At 55.1% G+C, this 26,562-nt stretch carries 27 protein-coding genes; 11 read left to right on the top strand and 16 right to left on the bottom strand.

Features of this window, described 5'->3' with window-relative positions; all coding sequences use genetic code 11:
• The 3 genes from QZ725_RS10330 to flgB form a co-directional block, all read right to left on the bottom strand.
• The coding region (locus QZ725_RS10330; RefSeq protein WP_293779206.1) for a flagellar hook capping FlgD N-terminal domain-containing protein at positions 1-376 on the bottom strand (376 nt) is incomplete at its 3' end.
• Between the two features lie 20 nt (positions 377-396).
• Positions 397-801, bottom strand: coding sequence for a flagellar basal body rod protein FlgC (gene flgC / locus QZ725_RS10325; protein ID WP_293779204.1), 405 nt, complete (start codon positions 799-801; stop codon positions 397-399).
• 2 nt (positions 802-803) lie between these two features.
• The gene (gene flgB / locus QZ725_RS10320) at positions 804-1,265 is read right to left on the bottom strand and encodes a flagellar basal body rod protein FlgB (RefSeq protein WP_293779202.1); all 462 of its coding nucleotides are present in this window, start codon (positions 1,263-1,265) and stop codon (positions 804-806) included.
• Between the two features lie 180 nt (positions 1,266-1,445).
• On the opposite strand from flgB, the gene flgA reads away from it, so the two are divergent.
• The 3 genes from flgA (at position 1,446) to QZ725_RS10305 (ending at position 3,045) form a co-directional block, all read left to right on the top strand.
• The gene (gene flgA / locus QZ725_RS10315; RefSeq protein WP_293779200.1) at positions 1,446-2,150 is read left to right on the top strand and encodes a flagellar basal body P-ring formation chaperone FlgA; all 705 of its coding nucleotides are present in this window, start codon (positions 1,446-1,448) and stop codon (positions 2,148-2,150) included.
• A 118-nt stretch (positions 2,151-2,268) separates the two neighbouring features.
• Positions 2,269-2,565, top strand: coding sequence for a flagellar biosynthesis anti-sigma factor FlgM (flgM, locus tag QZ725_RS10310; RefSeq protein ID WP_293779198.1), 297 nt, complete (start codon positions 2,269-2,271; stop codon positions 2,563-2,565).
• A gap of 3 nt (positions 2,566-2,568) precedes the next feature.
• Positions 2,569-3,045, top strand: coding sequence for a flagella synthesis protein FlgN (locus tag QZ725_RS10305; RefSeq protein ID WP_293779196.1), 477 nt, complete (start codon positions 2,569-2,571; stop codon positions 3,043-3,045).
• A 134-nt stretch (positions 3,046-3,179) separates the two neighbouring features.
• On the opposite strand, the gene QZ725_RS10300 is transcribed toward QZ725_RS10305, so the two are convergent.
• Positions 3,180-3,482, bottom strand: coding sequence for a hypothetical protein (locus QZ725_RS10300; RefSeq protein WP_293779194.1), 303 nt, complete (start codon positions 3,480-3,482; stop codon positions 3,180-3,182).
• A 184-nt stretch (positions 3,483-3,666) separates the two neighbouring features.
• Between QZ725_RS10300 and ompR the strand changes: the two genes are divergently transcribed.
• Together ompR and QZ725_RS10290 are read left to right on the top strand one after the other, a co-directional pair.
• Positions 3,667-4,413: a two-component system response regulator OmpR gene (ompR, locus tag QZ725_RS10295; protein WP_293779192.1), complete on the top strand. Its 747-nt coding sequence runs from the start codon at positions 3,667-3,669 to the stop codon at positions 4,411-4,413.
• Positions 4,414-4,455: 42 nt separating this feature from the next.
• Positions 4,456-5,802 (top strand): sensor histidine kinase, encoded by a 1,347-nt coding sequence (locus QZ725_RS10290; RefSeq protein WP_293779190.1) that lies wholly within the window; start codon positions 4,456-4,458, stop codon positions 5,800-5,802.
• A 123-nt stretch (positions 5,803-5,925) separates the two neighbouring features.
• On the opposite strand, the gene QZ725_RS10285 is transcribed toward QZ725_RS10290, so the two are convergent.
• The 3 genes from QZ725_RS10285 to ispD form a co-directional block, all read right to left on the bottom strand.
• Complete coding sequence (locus QZ725_RS10285; RefSeq protein ID WP_293779188.1) at positions 5,926-6,252, bottom strand: hypothetical protein; 327 nt, start codon at positions 6,250-6,252, stop codon at positions 5,926-5,928.
• Positions 6,253-6,544: 292 nt separating this feature from the next.
• Complete coding sequence (gene ispF, locus QZ725_RS10280; RefSeq protein WP_293779186.1) at positions 6,545-7,042, bottom strand: 2-C-methyl-D-erythritol 2,4-cyclodiphosphate synthase; 498 nt, start codon at positions 7,040-7,042, stop codon at positions 6,545-6,547.
• Positions 7,039-7,740, bottom strand: a complete 702-nt coding sequence (ispD, locus tag QZ725_RS10275; RefSeq protein ID WP_293779184.1) for a 2-C-methyl-D-erythritol 4-phosphate cytidylyltransferase — start codon at positions 7,738-7,740, stop codon at positions 7,039-7,041. The genes ispF and ispD overlap by 4 nt, the downstream gene beginning before the upstream one ends.
• A 314-nt stretch (positions 7,741-8,054) precedes the next feature.
• Here ispD and mfd point away from each other — a divergent pair, with 314 nt between their 5' ends.
• The 6 genes from mfd to QZ725_RS10245 all read left to right on the top strand — a co-directional run bounded on the left by mfd (position 8,055) and on the right by QZ725_RS10245 (position 17,243).
• Positions 8,055-11,501 carry a transcription-repair coupling factor gene (gene mfd, locus QZ725_RS10270; RefSeq protein WP_293779182.1) on the top strand — a complete coding sequence of 1,149 codons (3,447 nt, stop codon included), beginning with the start codon at positions 8,055-8,057 and terminating at the stop codon, positions 11,499-11,501.
• A gap of 58 nt (positions 11,502-11,559) precedes the next feature.
• Positions 11,560-12,405 (top strand): phosphoserine phosphatase SerB, encoded by an 846-nt coding sequence (gene serB, locus QZ725_RS10265; RefSeq protein ID WP_293779180.1) that lies wholly within the window; start codon positions 11,560-11,562, stop codon positions 12,403-12,405.
• 224 nt (positions 12,406-12,629) lie between these two features.
• Positions 12,630-13,388, top strand: coding sequence for a hypothetical protein (locus tag QZ725_RS10260; protein WP_293779178.1), 759 nt, complete (start codon positions 12,630-12,632; stop codon positions 13,386-13,388).
• 176 nt (positions 13,389-13,564) lie between these two features.
• On the top strand, positions 13,565-13,924 hold the full coding sequence (locus tag QZ725_RS10255; protein ID WP_293779176.1) for a hypothetical protein: 360 nt from the start codon (positions 13,565-13,567) through the stop codon (positions 13,922-13,924).
• Positions 13,925-14,219: 295 nt separating this feature from the next.
• The gene (locus QZ725_RS10250; protein ID WP_293779174.1) at positions 14,220-15,896 is read left to right on the top strand and encodes a hydantoinase/oxoprolinase family protein; all 1,677 of its coding nucleotides are present in this window, start codon (positions 14,220-14,222) and stop codon (positions 15,894-15,896) included.
• Between the two features lie 18 nt (positions 15,897-15,914).
• On the top strand, positions 15,915-17,243 hold the full coding sequence (locus QZ725_RS10245) for a histone deacetylase (protein ID WP_293779172.1): 1,329 nt from the start codon (positions 15,915-15,917) through the stop codon (positions 17,241-17,243).
• A 59-nt stretch (positions 17,244-17,302) separates the two neighbouring features.
• On the opposite strand, the gene QZ725_RS10240 is transcribed toward QZ725_RS10245, so the two are convergent.
• The 9 genes from QZ725_RS10240 to QZ725_RS10200 all read right to left on the bottom strand — a co-directional run.
• Entirely contained in the window at positions 17,303-17,827 is a 525-nt protein-coding gene (locus tag QZ725_RS10240; RefSeq protein ID WP_293779170.1) for a hypothetical protein, read from the bottom strand.
• A complete protein-coding gene (locus QZ725_RS10235) occupies positions 17,824-18,768 on the bottom strand; it encodes a hypothetical protein (protein WP_293779168.1) in 945 nt (314 codons plus the stop codon). Before QZ725_RS10235 ends, QZ725_RS10240 begins: the two co-directional genes overlap by 4 nt.
• 161 nt (positions 18,769-18,929) lie before the next feature.
• On the bottom strand, positions 18,930-19,928 hold the full coding sequence (locus tag QZ725_RS10230; protein WP_293779166.1) for an ABC transporter ATP-binding protein: 999 nt from the start codon (positions 19,926-19,928) through the stop codon (positions 18,930-18,932).
• Positions 19,925-21,010 carry an oligopeptide/dipeptide ABC transporter ATP-binding protein gene (locus tag QZ725_RS10225; protein WP_293779164.1) on the bottom strand — a complete coding sequence of 362 codons (1,086 nt, stop codon included), beginning with the start codon at positions 21,008-21,010 and terminating at the stop codon, positions 19,925-19,927. Before QZ725_RS10225 ends, QZ725_RS10230 begins: the two co-directional genes overlap by 4 nt.
• Entirely contained in the window at positions 21,007-21,903 is an 897-nt protein-coding gene (locus QZ725_RS10220; RefSeq protein ID WP_293779162.1) for an ABC transporter permease, read from the bottom strand. The genes QZ725_RS10225 and QZ725_RS10220 overlap by 4 nt, the downstream gene beginning before the upstream one ends.
• 26 nt (positions 21,904-21,929) lie before the next feature.
• A complete protein-coding gene (locus QZ725_RS10215; protein WP_293779160.1) occupies positions 21,930-22,874 on the bottom strand; it encodes an ABC transporter permease in 945 nt (314 codons plus the stop codon).
• A 192-nt stretch (positions 22,875-23,066) separates the two neighbouring features.
• Positions 23,067-24,677 carry an ABC transporter substrate-binding protein gene (locus QZ725_RS10210; RefSeq protein ID WP_293779158.1) on the bottom strand — a complete coding sequence of 537 codons (1,611 nt, stop codon included), beginning with the start codon at positions 24,675-24,677 and terminating at the stop codon, positions 23,067-23,069.
• Between the two features lie 361 nt (positions 24,678-25,038).
• Positions 25,039-25,905, bottom strand: a complete 867-nt coding sequence (gene motD / locus QZ725_RS10205; RefSeq protein WP_293779156.1) for a flagellar motor protein MotD — start codon at positions 25,903-25,905, stop codon at positions 25,039-25,041.
• A 26-nt stretch (positions 25,906-25,931) separates the two neighbouring features.
• The coding region (locus tag QZ725_RS10200) for a flagellar motor protein (protein ID WP_293779154.1) at positions 25,932-26,562 on the bottom strand (631 nt) is incomplete at its 5' end.

The raw sequence follows: 26,562 nt of genomic DNA, 5'->3' as shown, positions 1-26,562 counted from the left end.
CGGCATCGGCAGCACTTGCAAATTCGACACCCATGATGCCCTTGTTTTCGGCCAACGAAATCTGATTGCCTTCGCTCAGCACACCGCGACCAATCAGATTGGCAGCCTGAAGTGAATTATTTGCCGTCGAATTACTGATCAAAGACTCCAGTGTTGCGTTCAGCTTGTCGATACCCGTTACCGTTGACAACTGCGCCAGTTGACTTGTCATCTGGGAGTTATCCATTGGATTGAGCGGATCTTGATTCTGCATCTGAGTCACAAGCAACTTAAGAAAGCGATCTTGCGCTTCATCAATGGTCGATTTGGTCTTCGTACTCGTGCCGTTCATGGCATCAAGCACGGATTGCGGGAGCGTACTCGAAACGGAAGTCATTTCTTTTCCTCTTGGTGCGTTTACTGACCGAGGGTCAGCGTTTTCAATAGCATCGTCTTCGCCGCATTCATGGTTTCGACGTTGGTCTGATAGGAACGTGAGGCGGAGATCATGTTGACCATTTCCTCCACCACGTTGACGTTGGGCATGGCGACATGGCCGGTTTCATCCGCATTCGGATGCTTGGGATCGAACACCATCTTGAGCGGCGAGGTATCCTCAACCACACGCGTTACGCGCACGCCTGTCGACGTCGCGTCGGTCATCGGCTGCGCCATGAATTCGACCTGCTTGGCGCGATAGGTCTTACCGTCGGCGCTGGTGGTGCTGTCGGCATTGGCGATGTTGCTGGAGACAACATTGAGACGCTGGCTTTGTGCGCTCATGGCCGAACCGGCCACGTTGAAGATATTGAAAAGTGACATGATTATTGTCCCTGTATGGCGGTCATCATTCCCTTGATCTTGGACGAGGCCAAGGTCAGGCTGACTTCGTAACGCATCGCGTTATCGGTGAACTGATTGCGCTGTACATCCATATCAACACTGTTACCGTCGATGTTGCCCTGCTGCGCATTCGAATAAAGCAAGGGAGCGCCACCCACCGCCGCCTTCGTATTCGAAGACAGATGTACGGTGCTGGTCTTGGCCATTTCATTCGCACTGGTACCGCTGCTGGTTGTAGCCGTCACCTTTGCGGTGTTACCGTTCGGAATACTGCCGCCAGCTTTGGCAATCGCGCCTGTCAGGGCTGCGTTGAAATCGATATCGCGCGCCTTGTAGTTAGGCGTATCTGCATTGGCAATATTCGATGCCAGCAACTGTTGGCGCTGTGCACGCAAATTGAGTGCCGTTTCATGAAAACGCAGCAAATCGTCGATTTTTCCCATAGCAACCTCCGCTTGACCCTAACCAGTCGGAATACCGGTCATGGATTTCTATAGCGTGGATCATACGGATCAAAAAATCACTTTCATCGCGCGATAAGAAGAACAAAATCCATCCTATTCACGGCTTTGCATCGAACCTGTGTCGGTACCATGATCAACGTCTGAAAAGATGGAATTGTCATGAACACCTATTTCAAAACTCCCCTTGTCGCGCTTTTGTTTTTCATACAAGGTGCGGCTTTTGCACAAGCGATCGAAACGCCACGCCAGGATATTGCCGTTATTAAAAAAACGGTTGAGCAATTCCTGCAAGTACAGGCCAATGGTCTGCCCGGCGATGTGACGGTGCATGTCGGCGCCATCGATTCGCGGTTGAAGATGCCTGCCTGTCCTAATCCACAAGCCTTCCTGCCACCAAGCAGCAAGGCATGGGGAAAAACTAACGTTGGCGTACGCTGTCCAGAACCGGCCTGGACAATTTATGTCCAGGCGACTGTGCAAGTGATCGGCGAATACGTCGCTGCGTCTGTGCCGCTAGCACAAGGTCAAACAATCGTGGAAAGCGATTTGGCAAAAGTGAAAGGCGATCTGACAACATTGCCACCAGGCATCATCGTCGATCCTTCACAGGCGATCGGACGCACCGTGACAACCAATGTTCGCCTCGGTGCACCATTGCGCCAGGATGCCCTGCGCAACCAGCAGGCAATCCAGCAGGGACAATCGGTGCGCGTGGTCTATAACGGAACGGGGTTTAGCATCAGCAGCGAAGCACGGGCCCTGAACAACGCCACCGAAGGCCAAATGACACAAGTACGCACGCAAGCTGGCCAGGTCTTGACTGGCATCGCACGCGTTGGTGGCATCGTGGACATGACCAACTAACACCATAAAAAGCGCACTTTATTTACGTACCCTTCATTTCGGGCTAAAGTTTGTGGCAGAAGCGCCGATAGACCATGCAGAGATAGGGCGTTTTGCCTCAAACACATGGAGTGGTATCGTGAAAATTGATGACGCAAGCAAGAAAATTGCAGGACTAAGCGTTGGCACGACGGCAACCCGCGCTGGCAAAGGTGCAGAAAAAACCGATGCGACCGGAAAAACGTCTACCGACAATGTGACCTTGTCGACACAAGCCCAGGCACTGAGCCAATCAGGCAGTGCAGGCGTGTTCGATGCCAAGAAGGTCGATGAGATCAAGGCTGCCATCGCCGGCGGTCAGTTCAAGGTCAATGCGGAAAGCGTGGCCGATGGATTGATGGATACGGTAAAGGACCTGATCTCCACACGGAGATAAGAAATGACATCGTTCGGTACGAATCCGGCCGCCACCCTGAAGACAGAACAGGAAGCGCTGCTTGCACTCACCGGCCTGCTGGAACAGGAGCAACAATTGCTCATCGCCGCAAATATCGAACGCATTGCCACACTGACCGAACCCAAGGCACAAGCCGCAGTGCGCATGGCCGAATTGGCCACCGAGCGTTACGAAGCGCTCACTGCTGCCGGGTACGAAGGATCGGAAGCCGGCATGAAAACATGGCTGTCTTCCCAGGCCGCCACGCCTGCGCATAACAAGGACTGGAACGATCTGCTCACGATGGCCGAAACGGCCAAGGAGCTCAACCGCGTCAACGGTACCTTGATCAACAAGCAACTGGCACGCAACCAGCACGCTCTGGATGTCCTCCAGCACGGCACGGAACATGGCAACCCGGTTTACGGGCCGAGCGGACAAAAAACCAGCAAATCGATCGGCCGCCACATCATTGCGTGATCAGGTAGTTTTCCAGATTCGCAGATCAGCATTTTCAGACTCCACAAACAGAAACGGCAGGCTTCGAAGCCTGCCGTTTCTGTTTGTGCGCTTGCGGCACATCCAACGCAGCAAGATCGAGCGACAACAATCCCCTAGCGCCGACGATAGATATCACGCCCAGCCTCATCAATCTGCTGGCGCAATGCGCGACGCTCGTCAGGTGACATGCGATCGTTATTGCGACGCTGCTGGAATCGTTCATCACCCTGCCCACGATCCGGACCGGCGCGACGATCATCGTTGCCACCGCGACGAGGCTCACCGCGATCGCGGCCCTGTTGCATGCCAAAACCGCCATCGAAAAAGCGCGCTTGCGCGGCGACCGTCGCACTACCACCGAGCGACGCCGCAAACAGCAGCAAACAAGCCAATTTTTTCACTGTACTATTCATCATGTTCATTCAATGCCGGACAAACTGGCCAGGCACCAACCTCCATGTCCAGAGTGTAGGACGCCTGCCGTCTGCATCGAAGCGCTTTTCCGTAAAGGTTGTAACACTTTGTAATGCCTTCGAAGCCGCAGACACCCTTAAGCGTTTCTGAAGTTACCATAACGACATGACTACGACAAATCCGATCATGAACGACACCACTCATATCACCAATGCGCATCAGACCAAAGTGCTGGTTGTGGACGACGATCTGCGCCTACGCGATCTGTTGAGGCGCTATCTGGCCGAGCAAGGCTTCCATGTCGTAACCGCGGAAAATGCCCAGGCGATGAACAAGCTGTGGTTACGCGAACGCTACGATTTGCTGGTTCTCGACTTGATGCTGCCCGGCGAAGACGGTCTGTCGATCTGTCGCCGTCTACGCGGCGCCGGAGACAAGACGCCCATCATCATGCTGACCGCCAAGGGGGAAGACGTAGACCGCATTGTCGGCCTCGAAATGGGTGCCGACGACTATCTCGCCAAGCCATTCAACCCGCGTGAACTGGTGGCGCGCATCAATGCCGTATTGCGCCGCGTTGGCCCCGAAGAAATTCCCGGCGCGCCCTCTGAAACACCGCAGACTTTCACGTTCGGCGATTTCGAACTGAATCTTGGCACACGCACACTGACCAAGAATGGCGAAACGATTCCACTGACGACTGGCGAGTTTTCTGTCCTCAAGGTGTTCGCACGTCATGCACGCCAACCACTGTCGCGCGAAAAACTGATGGAACTGGCTCGTGGGCGCGAATACGAAGTCTTCGACCGCAGTCTGGATGTGCAGATTTCGCGTCTGCGCAAGTTGATCGAACCCGATCCATCTTCACCGCTGTTCATTCAAACCGTGTGGGGATTGGGTTACGTATTCATTCCGGAAGGCAAGCCGCGTTGATCGCGTACTGTTAAAGTCCAGTCGTAACGAAAGCTCGGTTTCATGCCCAATTCGTCATCTCGCCTGAGTTGGCTCAGTAGCGGCCTGTTCTGGCGCACGTTTTTCCTGCTCGCCTTCCTCATTGCCATCAGCATGGCAGCATGGGTGGCGAGTTTTCGCGTTATCGAGCAAACCCCGCGCGCCAATCAGATCGGTGCGCAAGTGATTTCCATCGTCACGATCACGCGTGCCGCCCTCACCCACTCCGCACCCGACCTGCGCCGCGAGCTGCTGTTCGATCTGGCGAGCAACGAGGGTATTCGCATCTATCCGCTGGAAAACACCGACGAGATAGAACCACCCGTCAACAGCCGCATGATGCAAGCCATTCAGGAATACGTGCGCGCAGGTCTGGGTGCCGAAACGCGCTTTGCCCGCAACGTTAATGGCGTGGCGGGCTTCTGGGTCAGTTTCGCCATTTCGGATGATGAATACTGGCTGATGCTTGATCGTGACCGTATCGAAGGCACATCTGGTATTCAGTGGGTCAGTTGGGCTGCCGTAACATTGCTGTTATCGCTGCTGGGCGCACTGCTGATTTCGGGCCTGATCAACCAGCCACTTGCGCGTCTGGCGGCGGCAGCACGTGCTGTCGCGCATGGTCGCCATATCACGCCCTTGCCTGAAAAGGGACCGCAGGAGATTCGCGAGACCAACCGCAGCTTCAACCAGATGGTCGAAGATCTGGAACGCGTCGAATCCGACCGCGCCCTGGTACTCGCCGGCATTTCGCACGACTTGCGTACGCCGCTAGCCCGCATGCAACTGGAAGTGGAACTCGCCGGCCTGTCCGATGACGCCCGCAAAGGCATGCAGTCGGATCTGGAGCAGATGGACGACATCATCGGCCAGTTTCTCGATTACGCAAAACCAACAGACAGCAAAACCTTCACCCCTATCGATCTGTCAGACCTGCTACGGCAAACCGTACAGGAAGTCGCTCGCATCGCCGATGTGCGCCTTACCGCAACGATTGATGATGGATTGCACATGGTGGGCAATCCCATCGAAATCCGTCGTGTCCTCAATAATCTAGTGGAGAATGCGCGGCGCTATGGGAAACACGATCCTGCATTACCTGTAGAAATCGACCTGCATGCACATGTCGAAAGCCATCGCATCGTGATCGACTTTAGTGATCACGGCAATGGCATTCCGGAAGAAGAAATCTCGCGCTTGTTACGTCCGTTTACTCGACTCGATCAGGCGCGCGGACAAGCCAATGGCGCCGGCCTGGGATTGGCTATCGTCGATCGGATTATCAAGTTGCATAACGGTCGTATTGTTTTGGGCAATCGTCCCGGTGGTGGATTGCAGGCGAAAATCTTCCTGCCCGAGGCCAAGAAGTAAGGATGCGATGAACGCGCGAATGTGCAGTTAGCGGCAATCGAGGCAACGCCAACGGACATAAAAAAAGCACATGCCAGTCGCATGTGCTTTTTTGATTGGGCAAACACGCCCGAAGAAGACTGATCAGCGTGCGCTGTCGTCCTCGACTTCCTTGACCACGCCTTCGATAACATCGCCTTGCGAGCCCGCACGACCGTACGCAGGGTAAGAAGCCCCCGCTTCCCGCATCTTTTGACGCATCTGTTCCATGGCACGACGCTTCTTGTACAACAGCACAGGAATCAGCAACCAGCTCAGCAACAGTACGGTAACCACGACCAGCAGGCCGACCGCCATCATCACACCCAGCATCAACCAGGCAAAAAGGCGCGAGAAAAAACCGCCGGATTGGCTGCGGCGAATCATTTGTTGCCAACCATTGGCTTGCTGACTGAAGAAAAAAGATGTCATGAATTCCTACTCCTGTTCTGCTTCTGTGACCGATCAACCGGCTGCGTAAAGAATTCAAGCGACGGAATTCACACAACGGTAGGCATACTATGCGGCAAACGCGCACACGCTGCAATAGATGGGCACAAATCGCCTTATTTCAAGTATTTTTACGACCAGATATCGACAAACTCGATATGTGAATGACAAAACTTGCCGCAGTTTGTTCAAAAATTCCCACTATGCAGGCCACAACTCCGCAAACGAAACGCTTTTAATGACGCGTCACGTTGACGGAGCGTGCGCCTCGCCATCAATCGATGCGATACAACAGCGCAATCGCTTCCGCTGCGATCCCTTCCTCACGCCCCAGGTAGCCCAGCTTTTCGTTGGTCTTGGCCTTGATGTTGATCTGATTCGCCACCAAGCCGAGATCGGCCGCCAAATTCGCCACCATGGCAGGTATGTGCGGCGCCATCTTGGGCTTTTGCGCAATGATGGTGGCATCGATATTGCCGATGAAGTAACCGGCCGCCAGTACACGCTTGGCCGCTTCGCGCAACAGCAGGCGCGAGTCAGCGCCCTTGAACTCCTCTGCCGTATCGGGGAAATGTCGCCCGATATCGCCCAGACCGGCCGCACCGAATAGCGCATCCGTGATGGCATGCAGTAACACGTCTGCATCGGAATGGCCGAGCAAACCGGTCGGATGCGGGATCGTCACACCGCCAATGATGAGCTTGCGCCCTTCGGCGAGTGCGTGGCAGTCATACCCCTGACCGACACGATAGGGAATCACGGGATGGCTCATGCCAGACCTTTCAAATAGAGTTCGGCCAACGCCACGTCCTGCGGCAGCGTGACCTTGAAATTGCGTGTACTGCCTTCCACCAGTTTTGGTGTCAGGCCAAGTGCCTCGATGGCGCTGGCTTCATCCGTTACGTTGACGGCCTGTTCAAGCGCCTTGCGCAGCAAGCCGTAACGGAACATCTGCGGCGTTTGGGCTGCCCATAATTGTTCGCGTGGCACGGTCTGCGCTGCACGCTGAGCATCATCGGCACGCTTGATCGTGTCGACCACCGGCAACGCCAGCAAACCGCCAACGGCGTCATCGCTAACAGCATCAATCAGCCGTGCAATCAACAAAGCATCCAGGCCGGGACGCGCTGCATCATGCACGAGGATCCAGTCATCGTCGTGCACACGATCACGCATCGTGCGCAATCCGTGAAGGACAGAATCCTGCCGGGTCGCCCCACCTACGCGCAAGACGGACAATTCACCACGTCCATGCAGCGAGGATGCCGCCAGCGTACTGTCGATATAACCATCTTCCGGACTGACGACGACGAAGGTATGCACGATCGCTGGTGTCATCACAAACGTATCCAGCACATGCATGAGCATCGGCTTGCCGGCGATATTTGCATATTGCTTGGGAATGGCAGCGCCCATGCGCGCACCGATGCCCGCGGCAGGAACAAGACCGAAATAACGCGCTGAACTCATAAGGGAGAAAAACCGAAAGGAATGCGCAAAGGCGTAGAGAGCATCGTGATGGAACCAGCGAGCCGCCGCGCATGCGCCCGACCGAAAACAGGGCTTGGTTTATAATCTCACCATAATTTTTCACTGTCAATTCAGGCATGGCAAACGTTTGAGAGTGACGAACAAAATCCAGCGAATGGTTTCTGGCTATACGCTGCAGGGCAGGCAGTACGTGCAGCCCTGCAAAGCGCAGCAACGACGCCCACAGGATTTTTTAGTCGCCATGAATCGATACCATTCCAGTATTTTCTCGACAGCGACTATGTCGCAATTTGATGTCCTTCGATCCTAAAAAGTCTCTTCCCAAAAGCGGGTCACGTTTCGTATTACCGCCGCTGACTGGTTCGGCCGATGCGTATGTTCTCGCACAGGCTGCCCTCGAACTCAAATCCCAGCAACGCATGTTGACGATCGTCGTCGCCAATCCAGGCGATGCGCAGCGTCTGCTAACGGAGATCCCGTGGTTCGGCAACGATGCAACGCAAACCTTGCGCTGCCATCTGCTGCCTGATTGGGAAACCTTGCCCTACGATGCCTTCTCGCCGCACGAAGACCTCGTGTCGGAGCGACTGGCAACGCTGTACGAAGTCCTGAACGGTCAATGCGATGTGTTGCTGGTACCGGCGACCACGGCGCTGGTACGCATGGCACCGCCCTCCTTCCTTGCCTCCTATACGTTCTACTTCAAGCAAGGCGAGACGCTCGACGAGACACGCCTGAAGACCCAACTGCAACTGGCGGGCTACACGCCTGTCAAGCAAGTCATGTCGCCTGGCGAATACTCGGTGCGTGGCGGCCTGATCGATCTGTTCCCGATGGGTTCGGTGCTGCCCTATCGCATCGACCTGTTTGGCGACACCATCGATACCATCCGCACCTTCGATGCAGATTCGCAGCGCTCCCTCTACCCGGTCAAGGAAGTGCGGCTGCTGCCAGCGCGCGAATTCCCGATGGATGAAGAGTCACGCACGGCCTTCCGCGGGCGCTGGCGCGAAGTATTCGAAGGCGATCCGTCGCGCTCCGTAATTTACAAGGACATCGGTAACGGCATCGCCTCCGCCGGCATCGAATACTATCTGCCCCTGTTTTTCGACAAGACCAGCACCCTCTTCGACTACTTGCCAGAAGAGACAACCTTCGCGCTCATCGGCAGCATCGACGAAGCAATCCAGCGCTTCTGGGCCGATACGCAATCGCGCTATCGCTTCCTCAAGTCCGATCGTGAACGCCCGGTACTGGCGCCCGAACAGATTTTCCTCGGCGAAGAACAGTTCTTTACCCTGGCCAAACCCTTCGGTCGCTGGGTAATCCAACCGCAAGCGGTCGCCTCCGAACTGGCTGCGCCCTTGCCGAATATTGCCGTCAATCGCCGCGCCGACTACCCGCTCGTCAATCTGCGCGCATGGTTGCTGCAAACCGATAAGCGTGTGCTGATCTGTGCCGAAAGTGCCGGCCGTCGCGAAACCCTGCAGCAGTATTTCAATGAATACGCGTTGCCACTCGTCCTCGCAGAAAACTTCACCGATTTTTCAACCGCCAGTGCCAAGCTCATGCTGGGCGTGGCGCCACTGCATGCCGGCTTTGAACTGGGTGAATCGCTGGGCAAGCTGGCCTTCGTCACCGAAGCAGAACTGTATGCAGGCTCCGGCCGTCGCATCGGTGGCAAGAAGCAGGAAGGCGCAACGCAGGTCGAGTCGATGGTGCGCGATCTGTCCGAGCTCAAGATCGGCGATCCGGTGGTGCACGTGAATCACGGTATCGGGCGCTACATGGGCCTGATCAGCATGGACATGGGTGAAGGCGAAACCGAGTTCCTGCATCTGGAATATGCCAAGGAAAGCAAACTCTACGTGCCGGTTTCGCAGTTGCACGTCATCTCGCGCTATTCGGGTGCTTCACCCGAAGACGCGCCGCTGCATTCACTGGGCTCAGGCCAGTGGGAAAAGGCCAAACGCCGCGCCGCCGAAAAAATCCGCGACACCGCTGCCGAATTGCTGAACTTGTACGCTCGCCGCGCCCTGCGAGAAGGTCACAGTTTCGAATACTCGGCACACGACTATGACGCTTTTGCCGAAAGCTTTGGCTTCGAGGAAACGCCGGATCAGCGCGAAGCCATTAACAACGTGATTCGCGACATGACCTCCGACAAGCCGATGGATCGCCTCGTTTGTGGCGACGTCGGTTTCGGCAAGACGGAAGTGGCGCTACGTGCGGCTTTCATCGCCGTCATGGGCGGCAAGCAGGTCGCGATTCTGGCACCAACGACGTTGCTGGCAGAACAGCATGCGCAAACCTTTGCCGATCGCTTTGCCGACTGGCCGGTGCGCATTGCAGAACTCTCGCGCTTCCGTACCGGCAAGGAAATCAATCAAGCCATCAAGGGCATGTCGGATGGCACCATCGATATCGTGATTGGCACGCACAAACTGCTGTCACCCGATGTCCAATTCACGCGCCTTGGCCTCGTCATCATCGATGAAGAGCACCGTTTCGGCGTGCGACAGAAGGAAGCGCTCAAGGCCTTGCGTGCCGAAGTCGATGTATTGACGCTGACCGCCACGCCGATCCCGCGTACGCTGGGCATGGCGCTCGAAGGCTTGCGCGACTTTTCAATCATCGCCACCGCGCCGCAAAAGCGCCTGGCGATCAAGACCTTCGTCCGCAGCGAAAACGATTCCATCGTTCGCGAAGCCTGCCTGCGCGAACTGAAACGCGGTGGGCAGGTGTACTTCCTGCACAACGAAGTCGAGACCATCGAAAATCGCAAGGCCAAGCTGGAAGAGTTGTTGCCCGAGGCACGTATCGGCGTTGCACATGGGCAGATGCACGAACGCGATCTGGAAAAGGTCATGCGTGATTTCGTCGCACAGCGTTTCAACATCCTGCTCTGCACCACCATCATCGAAACCGGTATCGACGTACCGAGTGCCAACACCATCATCATGCACCGCGCCGACAAGTTCGGCCTCGCGCAGTTGCATCAGTTGCGCGGCCGCGTCGGGCGCTCGCACCATCAGGCGTATGCCTATCTGCTCGTGCACGATGTACAGGGACTCAACAAGCTGGCGCAGCGTCGCCTGGATGCGATCCAGCAGATGGAAGAACTCGGCAGCGGTTTCTACCTTGCCATGCACGATCTAGAAATCCGCGGTGCCGGCGAAGTGCTCGGTGAAAACCAGTCGGGCGAAATGACCGAGATCGGCTTCCAGCTCTATTCGGACATGCTCAACGAAGCCGTGCGTTCGCTGAAAAATGGCAAGGAGCCCGATCTGGCCGCGCCGTTGTCAACGACCACGGAAATCAATCTGCACGTGCCTGCCCTTCTGCCTGAAACCTATTGCGGCGATGTGCATGAGCGCCTGTCGATCTACAAGCGTCTAGCCAATTGCGCGACCCAGGATGCCGTCAACGATCTGCAGGAAGAATTGATCGATCGCTTCGGCAAGCTGCCGGATGCCGCGCAAGCGCTGATTGAAACGCATCGTCTGCGCGTTGCCGCCAAACCGGTCGGCATCGTCAAGATCGATGCGCATGCCGAATCGGCCACGCTGCAGTTCGAACCGAATCCGCCGATCGATGCCATGCGCATCATCGAGCTGATTCAAAAGAATCGTCATATCAAATTGAATGGTCAGGACAAGCTGCGCATTACCGCCAGCATGCCCGATCTGGCTGCACGCACGGCGCAGGTGAAAAACACCATTCGCGCTTTGCTATCATGACCGCATTCTTGCCAACCTTCATCACGTCATCGTCGTTTTCGTTTTCGTTTTCGTTTTCATGAATCTGATCCTGCAAGGCATTTCCGTCCCGCGTCATGTTGCCGAACAAGTGGCCGGCCTCGCCCGCGCCCGCTCCATCATCGCCATTGGCGAATCGGCATGGCGTTGCGAAGACGTGACCTACAACGACGAAGTGAAGTCGCAAATCGATCTGGCCGCCTGGGCCGCCAGGCTCGATTACGCCTTCATCGAAGGCCGCCGCAGCCTGCGCGATTTCGGTCTGGTGGCAATGGATATGGACTCCACGCTCATTACGATCGAGTGCATCGACGAAATTGCCGACATGCAGGGACTCAAGCCCAAGGTCGCGGAAATCACCGAAGCGGCCATGCGCGGTGAAATCGAATTCAAGGAAAGCCTGAAACGCCGCGTTGCCCTGCTGGAAGGGCTGGAAGCCGGCGCATTGCAACGCGTCTACGATGAGCGCCTCAAGCTGTCGCCGGGCGCAGAAAAGATGTTGCAAGCCGTACAGGCTGCAGGCCTGAAGACCTTGCTGGTATCCGGCGGCTTCACCTTCTTCACCGACCGCATGAAGGAACGCCTGAAGCTTGATTACACGCATGCCAACCAGCTTGAAATCGTCGATGGCAAGTTGACCGGTCACGTCATTGGCGAGATCGTCGATGGCGAGGAAAAGAAGCGCACCGTCGAGCGCGTGTGCGAAGAACTCGGCATTTCCACGAAGCAAGCCATCGTCATGGGCGATGGTGCCAACGATCTGCGCATGATGAGCGTCGCCGGCCTTTCTGTCGCATTCCGTGCCAAGCCGATCGTGCGTGAACAGGCCAATGTCGGCCTCAATTTTGTCGGCCTCGACGGCGTCCTGCATCTGCTCAGGGCGTAAGTAGTCGCCACGCCAGGCATCATTTGACGGATCTGCCTGCCGCTGTTGTCGTTGCCGCCTCGGCGCAACAGCGCACCAAAAACGTTCGAGCAAACCAGTCGGGTTAATGCCGATTCGTTTGCCTTTCTACGTAGTTTTACTTATTCTTGACCTTCATACGATGTGTGGCAGGCGAACGCCCGTTCCCGGCCATGTTTTACTGGTTCACCCACTGGTTCATCATCATGAAGAATACTTTTGGCTCCCAACCCGTTGAATCGAATAGCTGGAAGCGCTGGCTCAAGGAAGCTGTGCATCTTTCCGGCAAAAACCTCGCCCTGAACGTCGCTCTCGTTCTGCTGACCATCGGTCTGCTGGCACCCTTCTCCCCGATGCTATTGCTAATTACCGCTCCCGCGCTGGTCGGCGTATTCGTTCTGGTGGCACACAGCGCCGCCTCTTCGGAACCCGTGCTGGACACGCTCAAAAGCGCACCCGCAGGCATCCTGCGCGTGTTGTTTTGTTCGACAGCAGCAGTGTCGATCATGGCAATCGCCTTCTTCTTCATTCTGATGATCGTCAAGGGCACGGCACTCGGCAGCCCTGCAACCACCTCGACCTACGTACCGCAGGATTATCAATTCAGTGATTTCCTCGTCGGCTCCAAGGCGCTGTTTGCCATCGGTCTGTGGCTACTCGTGATCCTGCCGTGGTTTGCCGTGCCGTTGATGGTGTGCACGAATCTGCCGCTGCGCCTCTGCCTCGACCACACCTTCAAGGCGTTCAACCAGAACAAGTTTGTCGTGTTCGTCGTATTCTTCACCGCACTTGGCTTGATGGGTGGTGCCCTGTTCCATGGCCTGACCGTGGTTCCGCTGTTCCCGATTCTCGGCGGCCTGATGTATTCGGCGTATCGCCACATCTTCATGGGCCTGCCACCGCTGGAAACGGCAGAAGCCAAAAGCAAATCCTCGATCTTCGATCGCCTGCTGCAGCCGAAGTAAGTCACGCCGTCACCTTGCTGGCGCGTACCGTCGTTCCATTGAGAGCGGCAATACGCGCCAGTTGTCTTTTACCAGGCGCACATCGTTTCAAGCCATTTCCCCACCTCCATCTTGATGCACGGAACTTCGTCACCAGATAAGGTCTTAGAAAAAGACCCTGTCCTCTGGAGGCAAGCATGAACGATCAACTGGTACTCGACCAGCCGCTGCAATCGGCCAAGAACCTCGCGTGGTGGCTCTACATCGGTCACGGCCTCAGCCTCGTGTTTTCTCTGGGCATGCTGTCCTTCGTGCCGCTGATCATCAATTACCTCAAGCGTGATGACACGCGCGGCAACTTTGTCTACAGTCACCATAGCTGGCAGATTCGCTCGTTCTGGTGGTATCTGGCCTGGCTGGTTGTCGGCGGCGTCTTGTGGATCACCATCGTTGGCATTCCCGCGGCGTTGCTGGTTTGGGCCTTGGCATGGCTGTGGAAAGGCTATCGCCTCATTAAGGGCCTGATCGATCTCAACGAAAACAAGACAATGCCTTGATTGCGCTCGTCGCCTAGCGAAGATTCACGCAACGACCGCGCATGCTGGTAACGAATACCGCATGCGCGGTTTGCTTTTCAGTACCGCCCCTACTCGCAATCAGTAAAAGCCCTGCGCGCAACCCTTATAATGAGCGCTGGTTTACGCTGGTGTGGCAACCTCATCGCTTTTGCCTTTGTCTTTGCCTTGCACGACGCGCAAGCGACGAGAAATCCACGCACTGGCTCGCACGAACTTTCCCCTCCCGTCCATGCGCTTATTGCTGACGGCTGCCCCTTGTTCAAGAAAGGAAACAATGATTCTTGGTATTGACGTCGGCGGAACCCATACCGACTCCGTTCTGATGCAGAACGGCAAAATCCTGCGCAAATCGAAAGTGATGACGGACAAGAGCGACTTGCTCAAATCGGTCACGCAAGCTACTCACGCCGTCGCGCAGCCTGAAGACATCAAGCAGCTGCGTCGCATCGTGCTCAGCACGACCATGACGACCAATGCGGTGGCACAGCACCAGCTCGATCCGGTCGGCCTGATCGTCATGAGCGGCCCGGGCGTCTCGCATCGCGATCTGCCATTGAGCGACAAGACCACCTTCGTGCACGGCTACATGAATCACCGCGGCCTCGAAGCCGAGCCAATCGATGAAGATGAAATCAACGCACTGAAAGACGAATTTGCGAAGCAAGGCATCAAGCATTTCGGCGTCATCGGCAAGTTTTCCACGCGCAGCCCCGCGCATGAGCAGATCATTCAGGCGCTGCTGATCGACGACGCCAATCACGTCACCGTCGGCCATCGCCTGTCGGGTGAACTGAGCTTTCCGCGCCGCATCTCGACCGCCTACCTGAACGAAGCCGTCTGGAGCCTACACAGCACCATGGCCGATCAGTTGCAAACGTATCTGAAGCAGCTTGGCGTCGACGTGCCGCTCTACATTCTCAAAGCCGACGGCGGCACCATCGACGTCGAGCAATCGCGTCACTATCCGGTGCAGACGATTCTGTCCGGCCCGGCTGCCACCATCATGGGCGTGTTGCCGTTTGTGCCGAAGGCACATGACTCGGTATCGATCGACGTCGGCGGCACCACGACCGATATCGCGCTCTTCGCCGATGGCGCACCGCTGCTCGAACCGAAAGGCGTACAGATCGAAGAACACAAGACGCTGATTCGCGGCTTGCTCACGCATTCGATCGCAATTGGCGGCGACAGCCACGTACGCGTGCTCGATGGTCAGCTCGCCATTGGCCCTGAGCGCAAAGGCTCGGCAATGGCGTTTGACGGCCCTGTACCAACACCGACCGATGCCATGATCGTGCTCGGCCTCGCCAACATCGGCGACAAGGCCAAGGCCACTGCCGCGATTGAATCCGTTGCCAAGGATCTCGGCAAATCGACCGAGCAAACCGCGCAAGCCATCATGGACCTCGCCTGCGAAACCATCGCCGCCAAAGTGCGCAGCATGGTCGCCGAGGTCAACGGCAAGCCGGTCTACACGATTCACGAAATGCTGGAAGGCAAAGTGCTCGCACCGAGCGATGCGATTGTCGTCGGTGGCCCTGCGCCGTACATGGCCAAGCAAGTCGGCGAACTGCTGCAGATGAAAGCCATCGTCCCCGGCGATTCGGACGTCATCAACGCCAGCGGTGCCGCCATGGCGCGTACCACGGTCGAACTGACCTTGATGGCCGATACCGAAGAACGCCAGATGTCGATCGCCGAAGAAGGCACACAGGCAGATATTCCGCGCAACTTCACCATCAACGACCTGATCGATGTCGGTACCGAACGCCTGAAAGAAATCGCCCGCGTTGCCGGCGCGCCCGAGGAAGACATCGAGATCGAAGTGGCAGACAGCCAGAGCTTCAACGTCATCCGCGATGGCTCGACCACCGGCAAGAACTTCCGCGTCCGGCTGCAGATCAAGCCGGGCCTGACGAAACATGTAACTGCGCACGCAACCGCGAACTGACACAGTAAGGAACACACCATGACCAAAAAGAAAACCGGACTGGTATTTTTCCCCGCCTTCGACTACGCGATCTCGCCCAATCATCCTGAGCGCGAAGAACGCCTGCTCTACACGCAGGATCAGGTCAGCGAAGAAGGCCTGCTCGATTTCGACAACATCATCGAATTCAAGCCCGACCTTGCCACGGCAGAAGACATCAACCGCGTGCACTTCTGCGTACCCGGCATCGATGAGCTCGTGCATGCCTCGCACCTGATCTCGGTCGGTGGCACGCTGACGGCAGCAGACAAGGTGATGACCAAGGAAGTCGATAACGCCTTTGCACTCGTGCGTCCTTGCGGTCACCACTCGATGCGCGTCGTGCACGGCACACGCGGCTTCTGTACGCTGAACATGGAAGCCATCATGGTCGAGTACATCCGCGAGAAATACGGCGACAAGAACGGCATCAAGAAGATCGCCATCGTTGATACCGATTGCCATCACGGCGACGGCTCGCAGGATATCTTCTGGCACGATCCCAACACGCTCTTCATCTCGCTGCATCAGGATGGCCGCACGCTCTATCCAGGCTCAGGCTTCCCGGACGAACTGGGTGGCCCCAATGCATTTGGCACCACCATCAACCTGCCGATGCCGCCGAACACCTGCGAAGAAGGCTTCCTCTACGTGCTGGACGAAATCGTGATGCCGATTCTGGCCGACTTCAAACCAGACCTCATCATCAACTCGGCCGGTCAGGACAATCACTATTCCGACCCGATCACGAACATGAAATTCACGGCGCAAGGTTACGCCGTGCTCAACGATCGCCTAAAACCCGATATCGCCGTGCTGGAAGGCGGCTACTCGATCGAGAGCGCCCTGCCTTACATCAACACTGGCATCATCCTCGCGATGGCTGGCATGGACTACTCGCAGATTCGCGAGCCGGACTATGACGAAGAAGATCAAAAGCAGGACCCGCGCATCAACGCCTACCTGAAGCAACTCAAGGAAGTCACGTTCGAGCGCTGGAACAATCGCAAGGCGTTGCGTGATGAAGTCTATGGCGACGCGCCATTCCACACGCGCGAACAAAACATCTACTACGACACCGCTGGCATCCGCGAATCGCAAACGGAAACCGTGCGTACCTGCGACGTGCCGGATTGTGGGGGTGCCGTGACCATCGAATCGCGCAACGAAAGCCGCCCACGACTGCCCGTCTTTGCCGTGCAGATTCCGCGCTTCTGCTGCCCTGAATGCCGTACGTGGGCGGAAGATCAGTACAACAAAGCGGAGAAGCGTTTGTACACGCAAGTGCTGCTGCAGGATAAGCAGAAGGATACGTACACGCAGAAGTAAACGTTCATCGCATCAAACAAAAAGCCGCACATCAGTGCGGCTTTTTTGTTTTACACAATTTAATCTTCAAGATAAGAAAACCATGAATCTAAATTTTTCTTAATCAGCATTAAACAATTTATTAGCAATAATGCCGCATAGATTGCAGACCATATTGAAAAAACTGATGCGACCCAATGATCAATTAACCCAATTGACATTTGAAATACAGCCGACAAAATTGAGGCGAATATTGCAAAATACAAGAAATCACTTAATTCCTTAAGGGGCGTATATAACTTTAGCTCAGGCCGAAATTTTTTCTGTTTTAACCAATTATCTTTATACTTTTGATTGTCATACACATTATCTTTCATTGTTACAACAATAAACGCTTTTAATGAAAGCAAAAAACCACCAAGTGCAAGATAACCAGCAAATAAATGACCTCTTATATTAATTGCATAATACTCTGAAAATTTCAAAATTTCATCACAATATAATTTTTCACATTGAATAGCATTGCAAAATGCGTATATCGAAATAAAATATCCAATCACCACCAGTATTATTGAAACAAAAAATAAGCAAAATGCCTTTTTCATTTCAAATCGGCTTCGAAAATATGTTGATAATCATCCGAGCCACAAATTTTTACCATTTCCTTTGAAACCTTGTGCTTGCTAAAGGAATTCAAATCAAGATTATGTAACTTTAGTGCGACGTCATCAAAATCCTCTTCGCCAAAATTATCAGGCATGTTAAATATCCGCAAAGAAACGTCTTCATCAAACATATTTACTGCATGAACACGGCCACTTTTTGGATTAATTTGATTAACGGCTTTAGCAATCTCAGAAGCTAAAACAGAAACACCCCAACCTTTTTGGAAAGTTAATTTTTCTCTCAATTTTTTGGCATATCCAAGAAGTGGAATTCCGTTTCGAACATTTGCATCTAAAGCAGATATTTCAAATTCAAACGCTTTCAGTTCTTTATACTCTTTTAAAATTTTCTCTAAAGATTCTTTTCGAACCAATTGTGCAAATCGCAAACCGCCTCGATATTTTTTCTTGATTTCTTGTTCTTTTTTTGTAGATATACCACCATTATTTTTGTTCTCTCGTTCTATTTCCGAATTTAATTCACTTTCTCTAAATTCTTTATAACAAGAAACTAGTTGACCACCAAAAACATTTAATCCACATGATTGATGATAATGTTGGTACAAACCTATTCCATTACTCTTATTAATGACAAAAAAATTAAAATCCATTAATTTGTCATCTCCTGTTAAATTTTCAACAGTTATTTTTATTTGACCTTTACTATTTTCTAACTTGCAAAATCTTTTTTGATCTTTAACAGTTACAACAAGCCCTAAATAATAATTTTTATTAAATGCATCATCAATAAAAATTCTTCTTTCGATCTCACCAATTTTTTTTGGAGCACCTGAAACAGTGCTTAAATGATTCATGAATTTTTTTACTGATATTGCTGATGCACCTGCTTCAATATCAAAACCAAACATCCGAACTTTCATAAGAACTCCCTGACCTTACTTATTAGAAATTATGTTCGCATCATAAATGTCTGAATTGCAGGAAGTCAAAAAAAATATCTTCCAAAGAAAAAATATCCCATATTTATGGGATAAAAAAATTAAAGCACCTATTACGGTGCTTTAAGAAAATATGATTACAGTTAAACGCAAGCTAAATTAATATGTCTCGGCACCAACTCCCTTACTGGATGCCAACACGCCAGACGCGCGCCGTCTGCCGACAACAATGCTGGTCGATCTTTGGTACAACGCTCGCTCGCGTTATCGCAACGCGGTGCAAACGTGCAGCCTGGCGGAATGGCGGCGAGGTTGGGTGGTGCGCCGCGTACCGCTGGCAATGGCTTGCCGCGATTGTCGCTGCTGACGGTGGAGCCGAGCAGACCTGCGGTGTACGGATGCATTGGCGATGTGACGATACCCTTGACCGAGTTTTCTTCGATGATGCGGCCGCCGTACATGACGGCGATGCGATCAGCCACTTCTACCGCGGCACCGATATCGTGCGTAACGAAGATGACGGACATGCCGGTTTCTTTTTGCAGCTCGCGCAGCAAGAGCAGAATCTGAATCTGTACCGAGGCATCGAGCGCGGTGGTCGGTTCATCCGCCAGCAACAACTTCGGACGGCATGACAAGGCCAGTGCAATCATTGCGCGTTGGCGCATACCGCCGGATAGCTCATGCGGATACGCATCGAAGCGGCGCTTGGCTTGCGGGATTTGTACGCGTTCCAGCATTTCCAGTGCACGCTTGGCGGCTGTGGCTTTATCGACAGCGTCATGTGCGCGAATAGTTTCGACGATCTGCTGACCAATCGTATAGACCGGATCGAACGCAAGGCCCGGCTCCTGAAAAATCATGGAGACGGTGCCGCCGCGATAGTGATCGAGATCCTTGCCTTTCAGATCAAGCACTTCCTTGCCATCGACCTGAATGCTGCCACCGATGCGCGTAGTGCGTTGCGGATGCAGGCGCAGCAGCGTACGTAAGGTGACGCTCTTGCCTGAGCCAGATTCCCCCAGCAAACCGAGCACTTCACCTGGTTGAATATCGAAGCTGACGTGATCGAGCGCTCGGGCGCGGCGCGCACCATTGAACTCGACACAAAGGTCGGTGACCTTGACCAGTGGATTTGTCATGCTATTACCTCTTCGTTCGACTGTGCTGCCACGAAATTGACGCGCTGGGTGTGACCGGATTGTGCATCGTTCATGTGGCAGGCGACCATGTGTTCTGTATTACTACCCACTGCCATCAGCTTGGGTGCGATGGTTTCGCAGACGGCTTCGGCATGTGCGCAGCGTGCGCAGAAGCGGCAGCCGGATGGCGGGTTGATTGGATTTGGAGGATCGCCAGCGAGCGGCGACTTTTGCGTGCGGTTGTCCGGGTCCATCGATGGTACTGCCGACAGCAAGGCACGCGTGTACGGATGACGTGCGTTGCCATAGATATCGTCAACCGGCCCTTTTTCGACGACCTGCCCCAGATACATGACCATGACTTCATCGCTGATGTAATGGACGACGTGCAGATCGTGCGAGATGAACAGATAGGTCAGATCGTGCTCGACCTTGAGCTCCTGCAGCAGATTGAGCACCTGCGCCTGCACGGATTTATCGAGCGCAGCAACGGCTTCATCCAGAATCACGAGACGCGGCTGGAATGCCAATGCACGAGCAATGTTGACGCGCTGACGCTGACCACCAGATAGCTCATGCGGATAACGCTGGCCGAACATCGATGGCTCCAGACCGACACGCTTGAGCAGATTGTTGGCACGTTCCAGCGCTTCGGTACGCGATACGCCATGTACTTGCGGGCCATAAGCGACGGTATCGAGAATCGTCAGACGCGGATTGAGCGAGGCGAACGAATCCTGAAACACCATCTGCATGTTGCGACGGAATTCCTTGAATTCGATCCCGCCAAATTCGGCCACGCCTTCGCCATCGAAAATCATGCTGCCGCTGTCCGGCTCGTTCAGGCGTGCTACCACGCGAGCTGTGGACGACTTGCCACAGCCGGATTCACCAACGATGCCAAGCGTCTTGCCCTTGGCGACAGAGAAGCTGACACCATCGACAGCGTGGACGAATTTTTTTTCGCGGTTGAGCAAGCCGCCGCGGACGGGAAAGTATTTCTTGAGGTCCTTGACCACCAGCAAGGGTTGCGCAGGGCCGCCCTTGTCTTCCGTGGGGAACAGTTTGTCTTCGGTTTTCATTTGCGAATATCCATTGCAGAGCGCACGCCGTCGGCCAGCAGGTTGAAGGCAATCGACGTGGCGAAAATCATGATGCCGGGCAGTGCCGCAATCCATGGATTACGGAAGATGGCCGAGCGCAGCGTGTTAAGCATGAGGCCCCATTCCGGCTCTGGTGGACGTACGCCCAGACCGAGGAAGGACAAGCCGGCAGCGAGAATCATGCTGACGCTGAGCAGACCGGTTGCATACACAAAGACTGGACCGAGCACGTTGCCGAGCACATGCGTGCGGATGATCGACATGGCGCTGGCACCGCTCATGCGGGCTGCCTCGATGTAATCGAGCTTGCGTACCTGCGTGGTGACGCTCTCTGCAACACGCACGATTTGCGGTACGAACACCAGTGTCAGCGCAAGAATACTGTTGCTCATGCCAGGACCGAGCGCACCGGAGATGGCAACTGCCAGCAGCACTGACGGGAACGCGTAGAACACGTCCAGCACGCGCATGATGACCATGTTGACCTTGCCGCCAACATACCCAGCCAGCAAACCGATGGTGGTGCCAATGCCGAATGCACAGAGCACCGGCATCACGCCCATCAGCAGCGAGAGACGGCCGCCGTACATCAGGCGGCTCAGCATGTCGCGACCGAGTTCATCGGAGCCGAGCAGATAACCTTCGCTACCGATTGGCAGCAGACGCTTGATCATGCTGCCCTTGAATGGATCGGCCGGTGCCAGCAGCGGCGCAAAGACGGCAGCGCAAACGATCAGGACAAGGACGATGGCAGCGCCCATGGCGACCGGATCGCGCATGAGTTTGCGCAATACCGTGCCCCAGTAACCGCGCGGTTGTGCAGCGACCACCGGCATTGGCGGTTGCGGCAAGAATTCAAATGTAGAAGCCATGATTACTTTTCCCAGGGTGACTTGGTTCAGCGACCCATGCGTGGATCAAGAAGCGGTTGCAGAATATCGACCAGCAGATTGAGCGCGACGAAGAACATGCACAGCACAAGGATCGTGCCTTGCAGCAGCGGCATGTCGCGCTGGAAGATTGCTGTGTTGAGCAGGAAGCCGGTGCCCGGCCATGCGAACACGGTTTCCACCAGAATCGAACCGCCCATCAGATAACCGATCTGCAAGCCAGTCACAGCCAGCACGGTCGGTGCGGTGTTCTTGGCGATGTGGCGGAACACGGCGGCATTGCTAAGACCGCGTGCACGCAGCGAGACGACAAATTCCTGCTCCAGCATGTCGGCCACCAGTGCACGCACGGTGCGGGTGATGATGCCCATCGGGATCACGGCCATCGTTGCGGCGGGCAGGATCAGATGCTTGAAGTGTTCAAAATCCCACTGCCAACCACTGCCCGGCCCTGCGCCCATTGCGGGCAACCAACCGAGCCAGATCGAAAACACAATCGTCAGCACCAGGCCCAACCAATAGTGCGGGACGCTGACGCCAATCACGGAGATAAAGGTGGCGATGCGATCAATGATGCTGCCGTGCCAGTAGCCAGCCAGTGCGCCGAGAATACAGCCAGCAACCACGCCAACCAGACCGGCCGCGCCAGCAAGCAATAAGGTGTTACTGACCGCGCTCATGACTTCGCTCACGACTTCGCGACCGGTGGCGATCGATGTACCGAGATCCCCTTGTACAGCGCGCAGCAGCCACATGCCGTATTGCACAGGTACCGGCTTGTCGAGGCCATAGGCGGCCTTGAGTGCGGTGATGACTTCTTCCGGTGCATCGGCGGGCGCAATCGCGTTAAGCGGATCACCCGGGGCGAGGTAAACCAGCATGAACGACAGCACAGTCACGCTCAGCGCAATCGGGATCGCGTACAACAGGCGCTTGAGGATATAAGTAAGCATGAGACAGCTTTCAGCAATGCAAATATCAAATGATTCAATGTGAGGACCGTGACGCAGTACGGCAGATGCCGCACCGCGCCCGGGAGGACTTCAACTTCCAACTACTTACTGCGCACTACACTTTCAACTTCGGGTACTGCTTACTACAGGGAACAACGTTTGCTGTTGAGGACAGCCTTGCTACGAATGTGATCAGTTCATCTTGATCGTGGTCAGATCCTGGAACCAGTGCTGCGCCTGAACGAAACCTTTGACCTTTGGCGAGATGGCGTGCGGATTGACGTCATGCACAACCCACAGCATCAGCGCGTCATCGACCATGGTTTGGTGCACTTGTGCCAGCAGTGCGTCCTGCTTCTTCACGTCAAAGCTGGTACGGATCTGATCGAGCCATGCATCGACTTTTGGATTGTTGTAACCACCCCAGTTGACGCCGTTCGGTGCGACATAGCGGCTGTCCACGAAACGGGTGATGCCGTAGAACGGATCGGCGGTTACGTAGCCAAGGTTGATGGCGGTGATGCCTTTGCCGGCATTCATGTCGGCCTTGGCACCACTACGCCAGTGCAAGTACAGCGTTTCCAGTTCGACGACTTCAAACGACACCTGAATGCCGATCTCGGCGAGGCTTTGCTGGATGTACTCGTTCATTGGCAGCGACAGCATCTGGCCGGTACCGCCTTGGGCGATCACGATCTTGGCCTTCAGTGGCTTGCTTGGGCCGTAACCGGCTTCAGCCATCAGCTTTCTGGCTTGTGCAAGGTCGTACTTGATCTTGAAGGTCGGCTTGCCGAACCACGGGCTGGTCGCATCGACCTGACCGACTGCTGGCACGGCCAGACCATTCATCAGCGCCACGATGCCTTCACGATCAATCGCCAAGTTGGCAGCTTTACGGACACGGATGTCGGTCCACGGCGAACCCGGATAGGTGCTGAAGTGATATGGCCAGACGTGCGGCGTGACGTTCTTGACGATCTTCATCTTCGCCGCTTGCAGTTGCGGGACCACATCTGGCGGTGGCGTTTCGATGATATCGACCTGACCGTTCAGCAATGCATTGGCACGCGTGACTGGATCGGGAATCGGCAACAATACGATGCGATCGGTTTTTGCCAGACGCGATTTATCCCAATAGTCGGCATTCTTGACCAGCTCGGCACGCTCGCGCGGCACCAGCTTGTCGAGCTTGAACGGACCAGTACCAGAAGGTTGCGAGGCAAACTTGTTCCAGTCCTTGCCAACTTTTTCCCACTGTGCCGGGCTAGAGATCAGGAACCACGGCAATTGGTAAGGGAACAGCGCATCGACATCCTTGGTGGTGATTTCCACAGCGTAGTCGCTGATCTTGCGATACGAAGCAATCGATGGAATGCGCGGACGAACCTGTGCACTTTGCTTGGCATCGAACTGCGGCGATTTGTCGTTGAGCACCTTGTCCAGATTCCAGATCACGGCATCGGCCTTGAAGGCAGAACCATCATGGAATTTCACACCCTGGCGCAAGGTAAAGACCCATTTCTTGTTGTCTTTGGGATCGACCTTCCATTCGGTAGCCAGACCCGGGATCAACTTGCCCGGACGCGAATCGATATTGGCTTCCCATGCAATCAATGGATCGTAGATGGTGTGGCCGGTGAATTGATAAGCACCCGCGCCGCGATCAGGCTGGCCGGTGGTCAGCGGAATGTCCGCCATCGAAATACCGTAACGGGCAACCGTTTCGGCCTGTACGCCGCTATGCAGGGTCAGGGCCAACGGCACCGCGACTAGCAAACGGGAAATCCATTTATAAGAAGGCATGGCTTTTCTCCAGTGAAGTGACACAACATATTTGTGACATGTCAGATATAAGCACGTCGCATGCCAGATTTGCGTTTTCTTGAGAAATTGCGGTTTTACACGGCTAGAACCCGGCTTTTATAGAGAAGATGCGGCGTTTTGCACCATGAGCCGCCTTTCCTGTCAGCAATGCGTAAGTCGCGGCACCGTTTTGGAACGGCACAACCCAAACTTGGGCAAAAAGGCGGTCAGGCGTAAAAATGCCCTGCTCTTTCGCACAAGCGAAAAACGGTCCAGCAGATTGGAAGACATTTGCTCGCAGAGCGAATATGAGAAAACGGATGGTCAGGTAATGACCATCCGCCGCAAGGAAGAGATTGACTCAGGGAGAAGGGGCGGTACCTGCAGCCGTTGCCGCAGGTGGACGTGACGTTGTTGCCGCGACCGGAGAGGTAGCGGCATCGCCGTTAACCGGCGTGGTTTGCAGTGGTACTTCCGTCACCGTTTCCGGCAGACCGGAAAGAATCATCAACTGCACGCGGCGGTTGCGCAAGCGACCATCCGGCGTATCGTTCGAGGCAACCGGCTGGTTGGCGCCATGCCCCACGGCCAGCAGACGTTTTTCATCAATGCCGGCATCGATGAACAAACGCACCACGCTGCTGGCCCGTACCGCAGACAATTCCCAGTTGGAAGGGAACATCGCATTACTGATCGGCATATTGTCCGTATGCCCTTCCACCTGCACCGCGTTCGGCACCTTGGTCAGCACATTGGCGACGGCACGCAGCGTGCGTTCGGATTGCACACTGAGCTTGGCTTCGGCGGGCGCAAACAGAACGCTGGCATTGATTTCGACGCTGACGCCACGATCGGTTTGCGTCACGCGCACCTTGCCCTGGTCAATCAGCGGCGCCATCGCCGACAACAGATCGCGTGCGATGTTGGTCATCTGCTCGCGTTCTTTCTTGATGGCCGACGTATTCGGACGACGCGGTGCCGGCATGGGCAACGGCAAGGCCGGCCGCTGCGATTCGATCGGGGCATCGATCACGGGTGCTTGCGGACGCAGGCCGCTGAAGGCAATGCCCAGCGAATCCGACAGCACGCGATATTTGCCCTCGTTGACCGACGAGACCGCGTACATCACGACGAAGAAAGCGAACAGCAGCGTAATGAAATCGGCGTAGGAAACCAGCCAGCGTTCGTGATTGTCTTGATCATCGTCGTAGCGGCGTCTGCGGCGCATGGTGTCGTTCCCTCCGGGATGCGCTCTCAAAGCAGGTAAACGGCCATGCGCTCTTCAATCAGGCGCGGGTTATCACCGGCGGCGATGCCGGCGAAGGCTTCTGCCAGCAACTCGTGGCGGAACACGTCGCGATTGACGGCAGCCTTGAGCTTGTTGGAAATCGGCAGGAAGACCAGATTGGCAAAACCGACACCGTAAATCGTCGCCACGAACGCGACCGCAATACCGCTGCCGAGGCGGCTCGGATCGGACAGGTTTTCCATCACATGAATCAGGCCAAGCACCGCACCGAGAATACCGATGGTGGGCGCATAACCACCGGCAGCTTCCCAAATCTTGGCGGCCGCACGCTGGCGTGTTTCATAGACGCCGATTTCCATATCCAGCACTTCGCGCACGCGGCGTGGCTCAATGCCGTCGACGATCAGACGCAAGCCGTGTGCAATGAACGGATCGCGCATATTGGGAATCAGCTTTTCGAGACTCAGCAACCCTTCGCGGCGTGCCATCACACTCCAGCCCGTGACTTCGCGCATCAGATCGGCATAGTTGTCGTCCTGCTGACGGAAGACGCGACGGACCATCTTCAAACCGCTCTTGAAATTTTCCCAGCCGCTTTGCAGCAGCACCGCACCCATCGTGCCAACGACCACGATG

The organism is uncultured Oxalicibacterium sp. (genome assembly GCF_913776015.1).
Classification (GTDB): Bacteria; Pseudomonadota; Gammaproteobacteria; order Burkholderiales; family Burkholderiaceae_D; genus Oxalicibacterium.
Note: the sequence above shows the minus strand (reverse complement) of the source record. Positions and strands in the feature narration are given on the sequence as shown.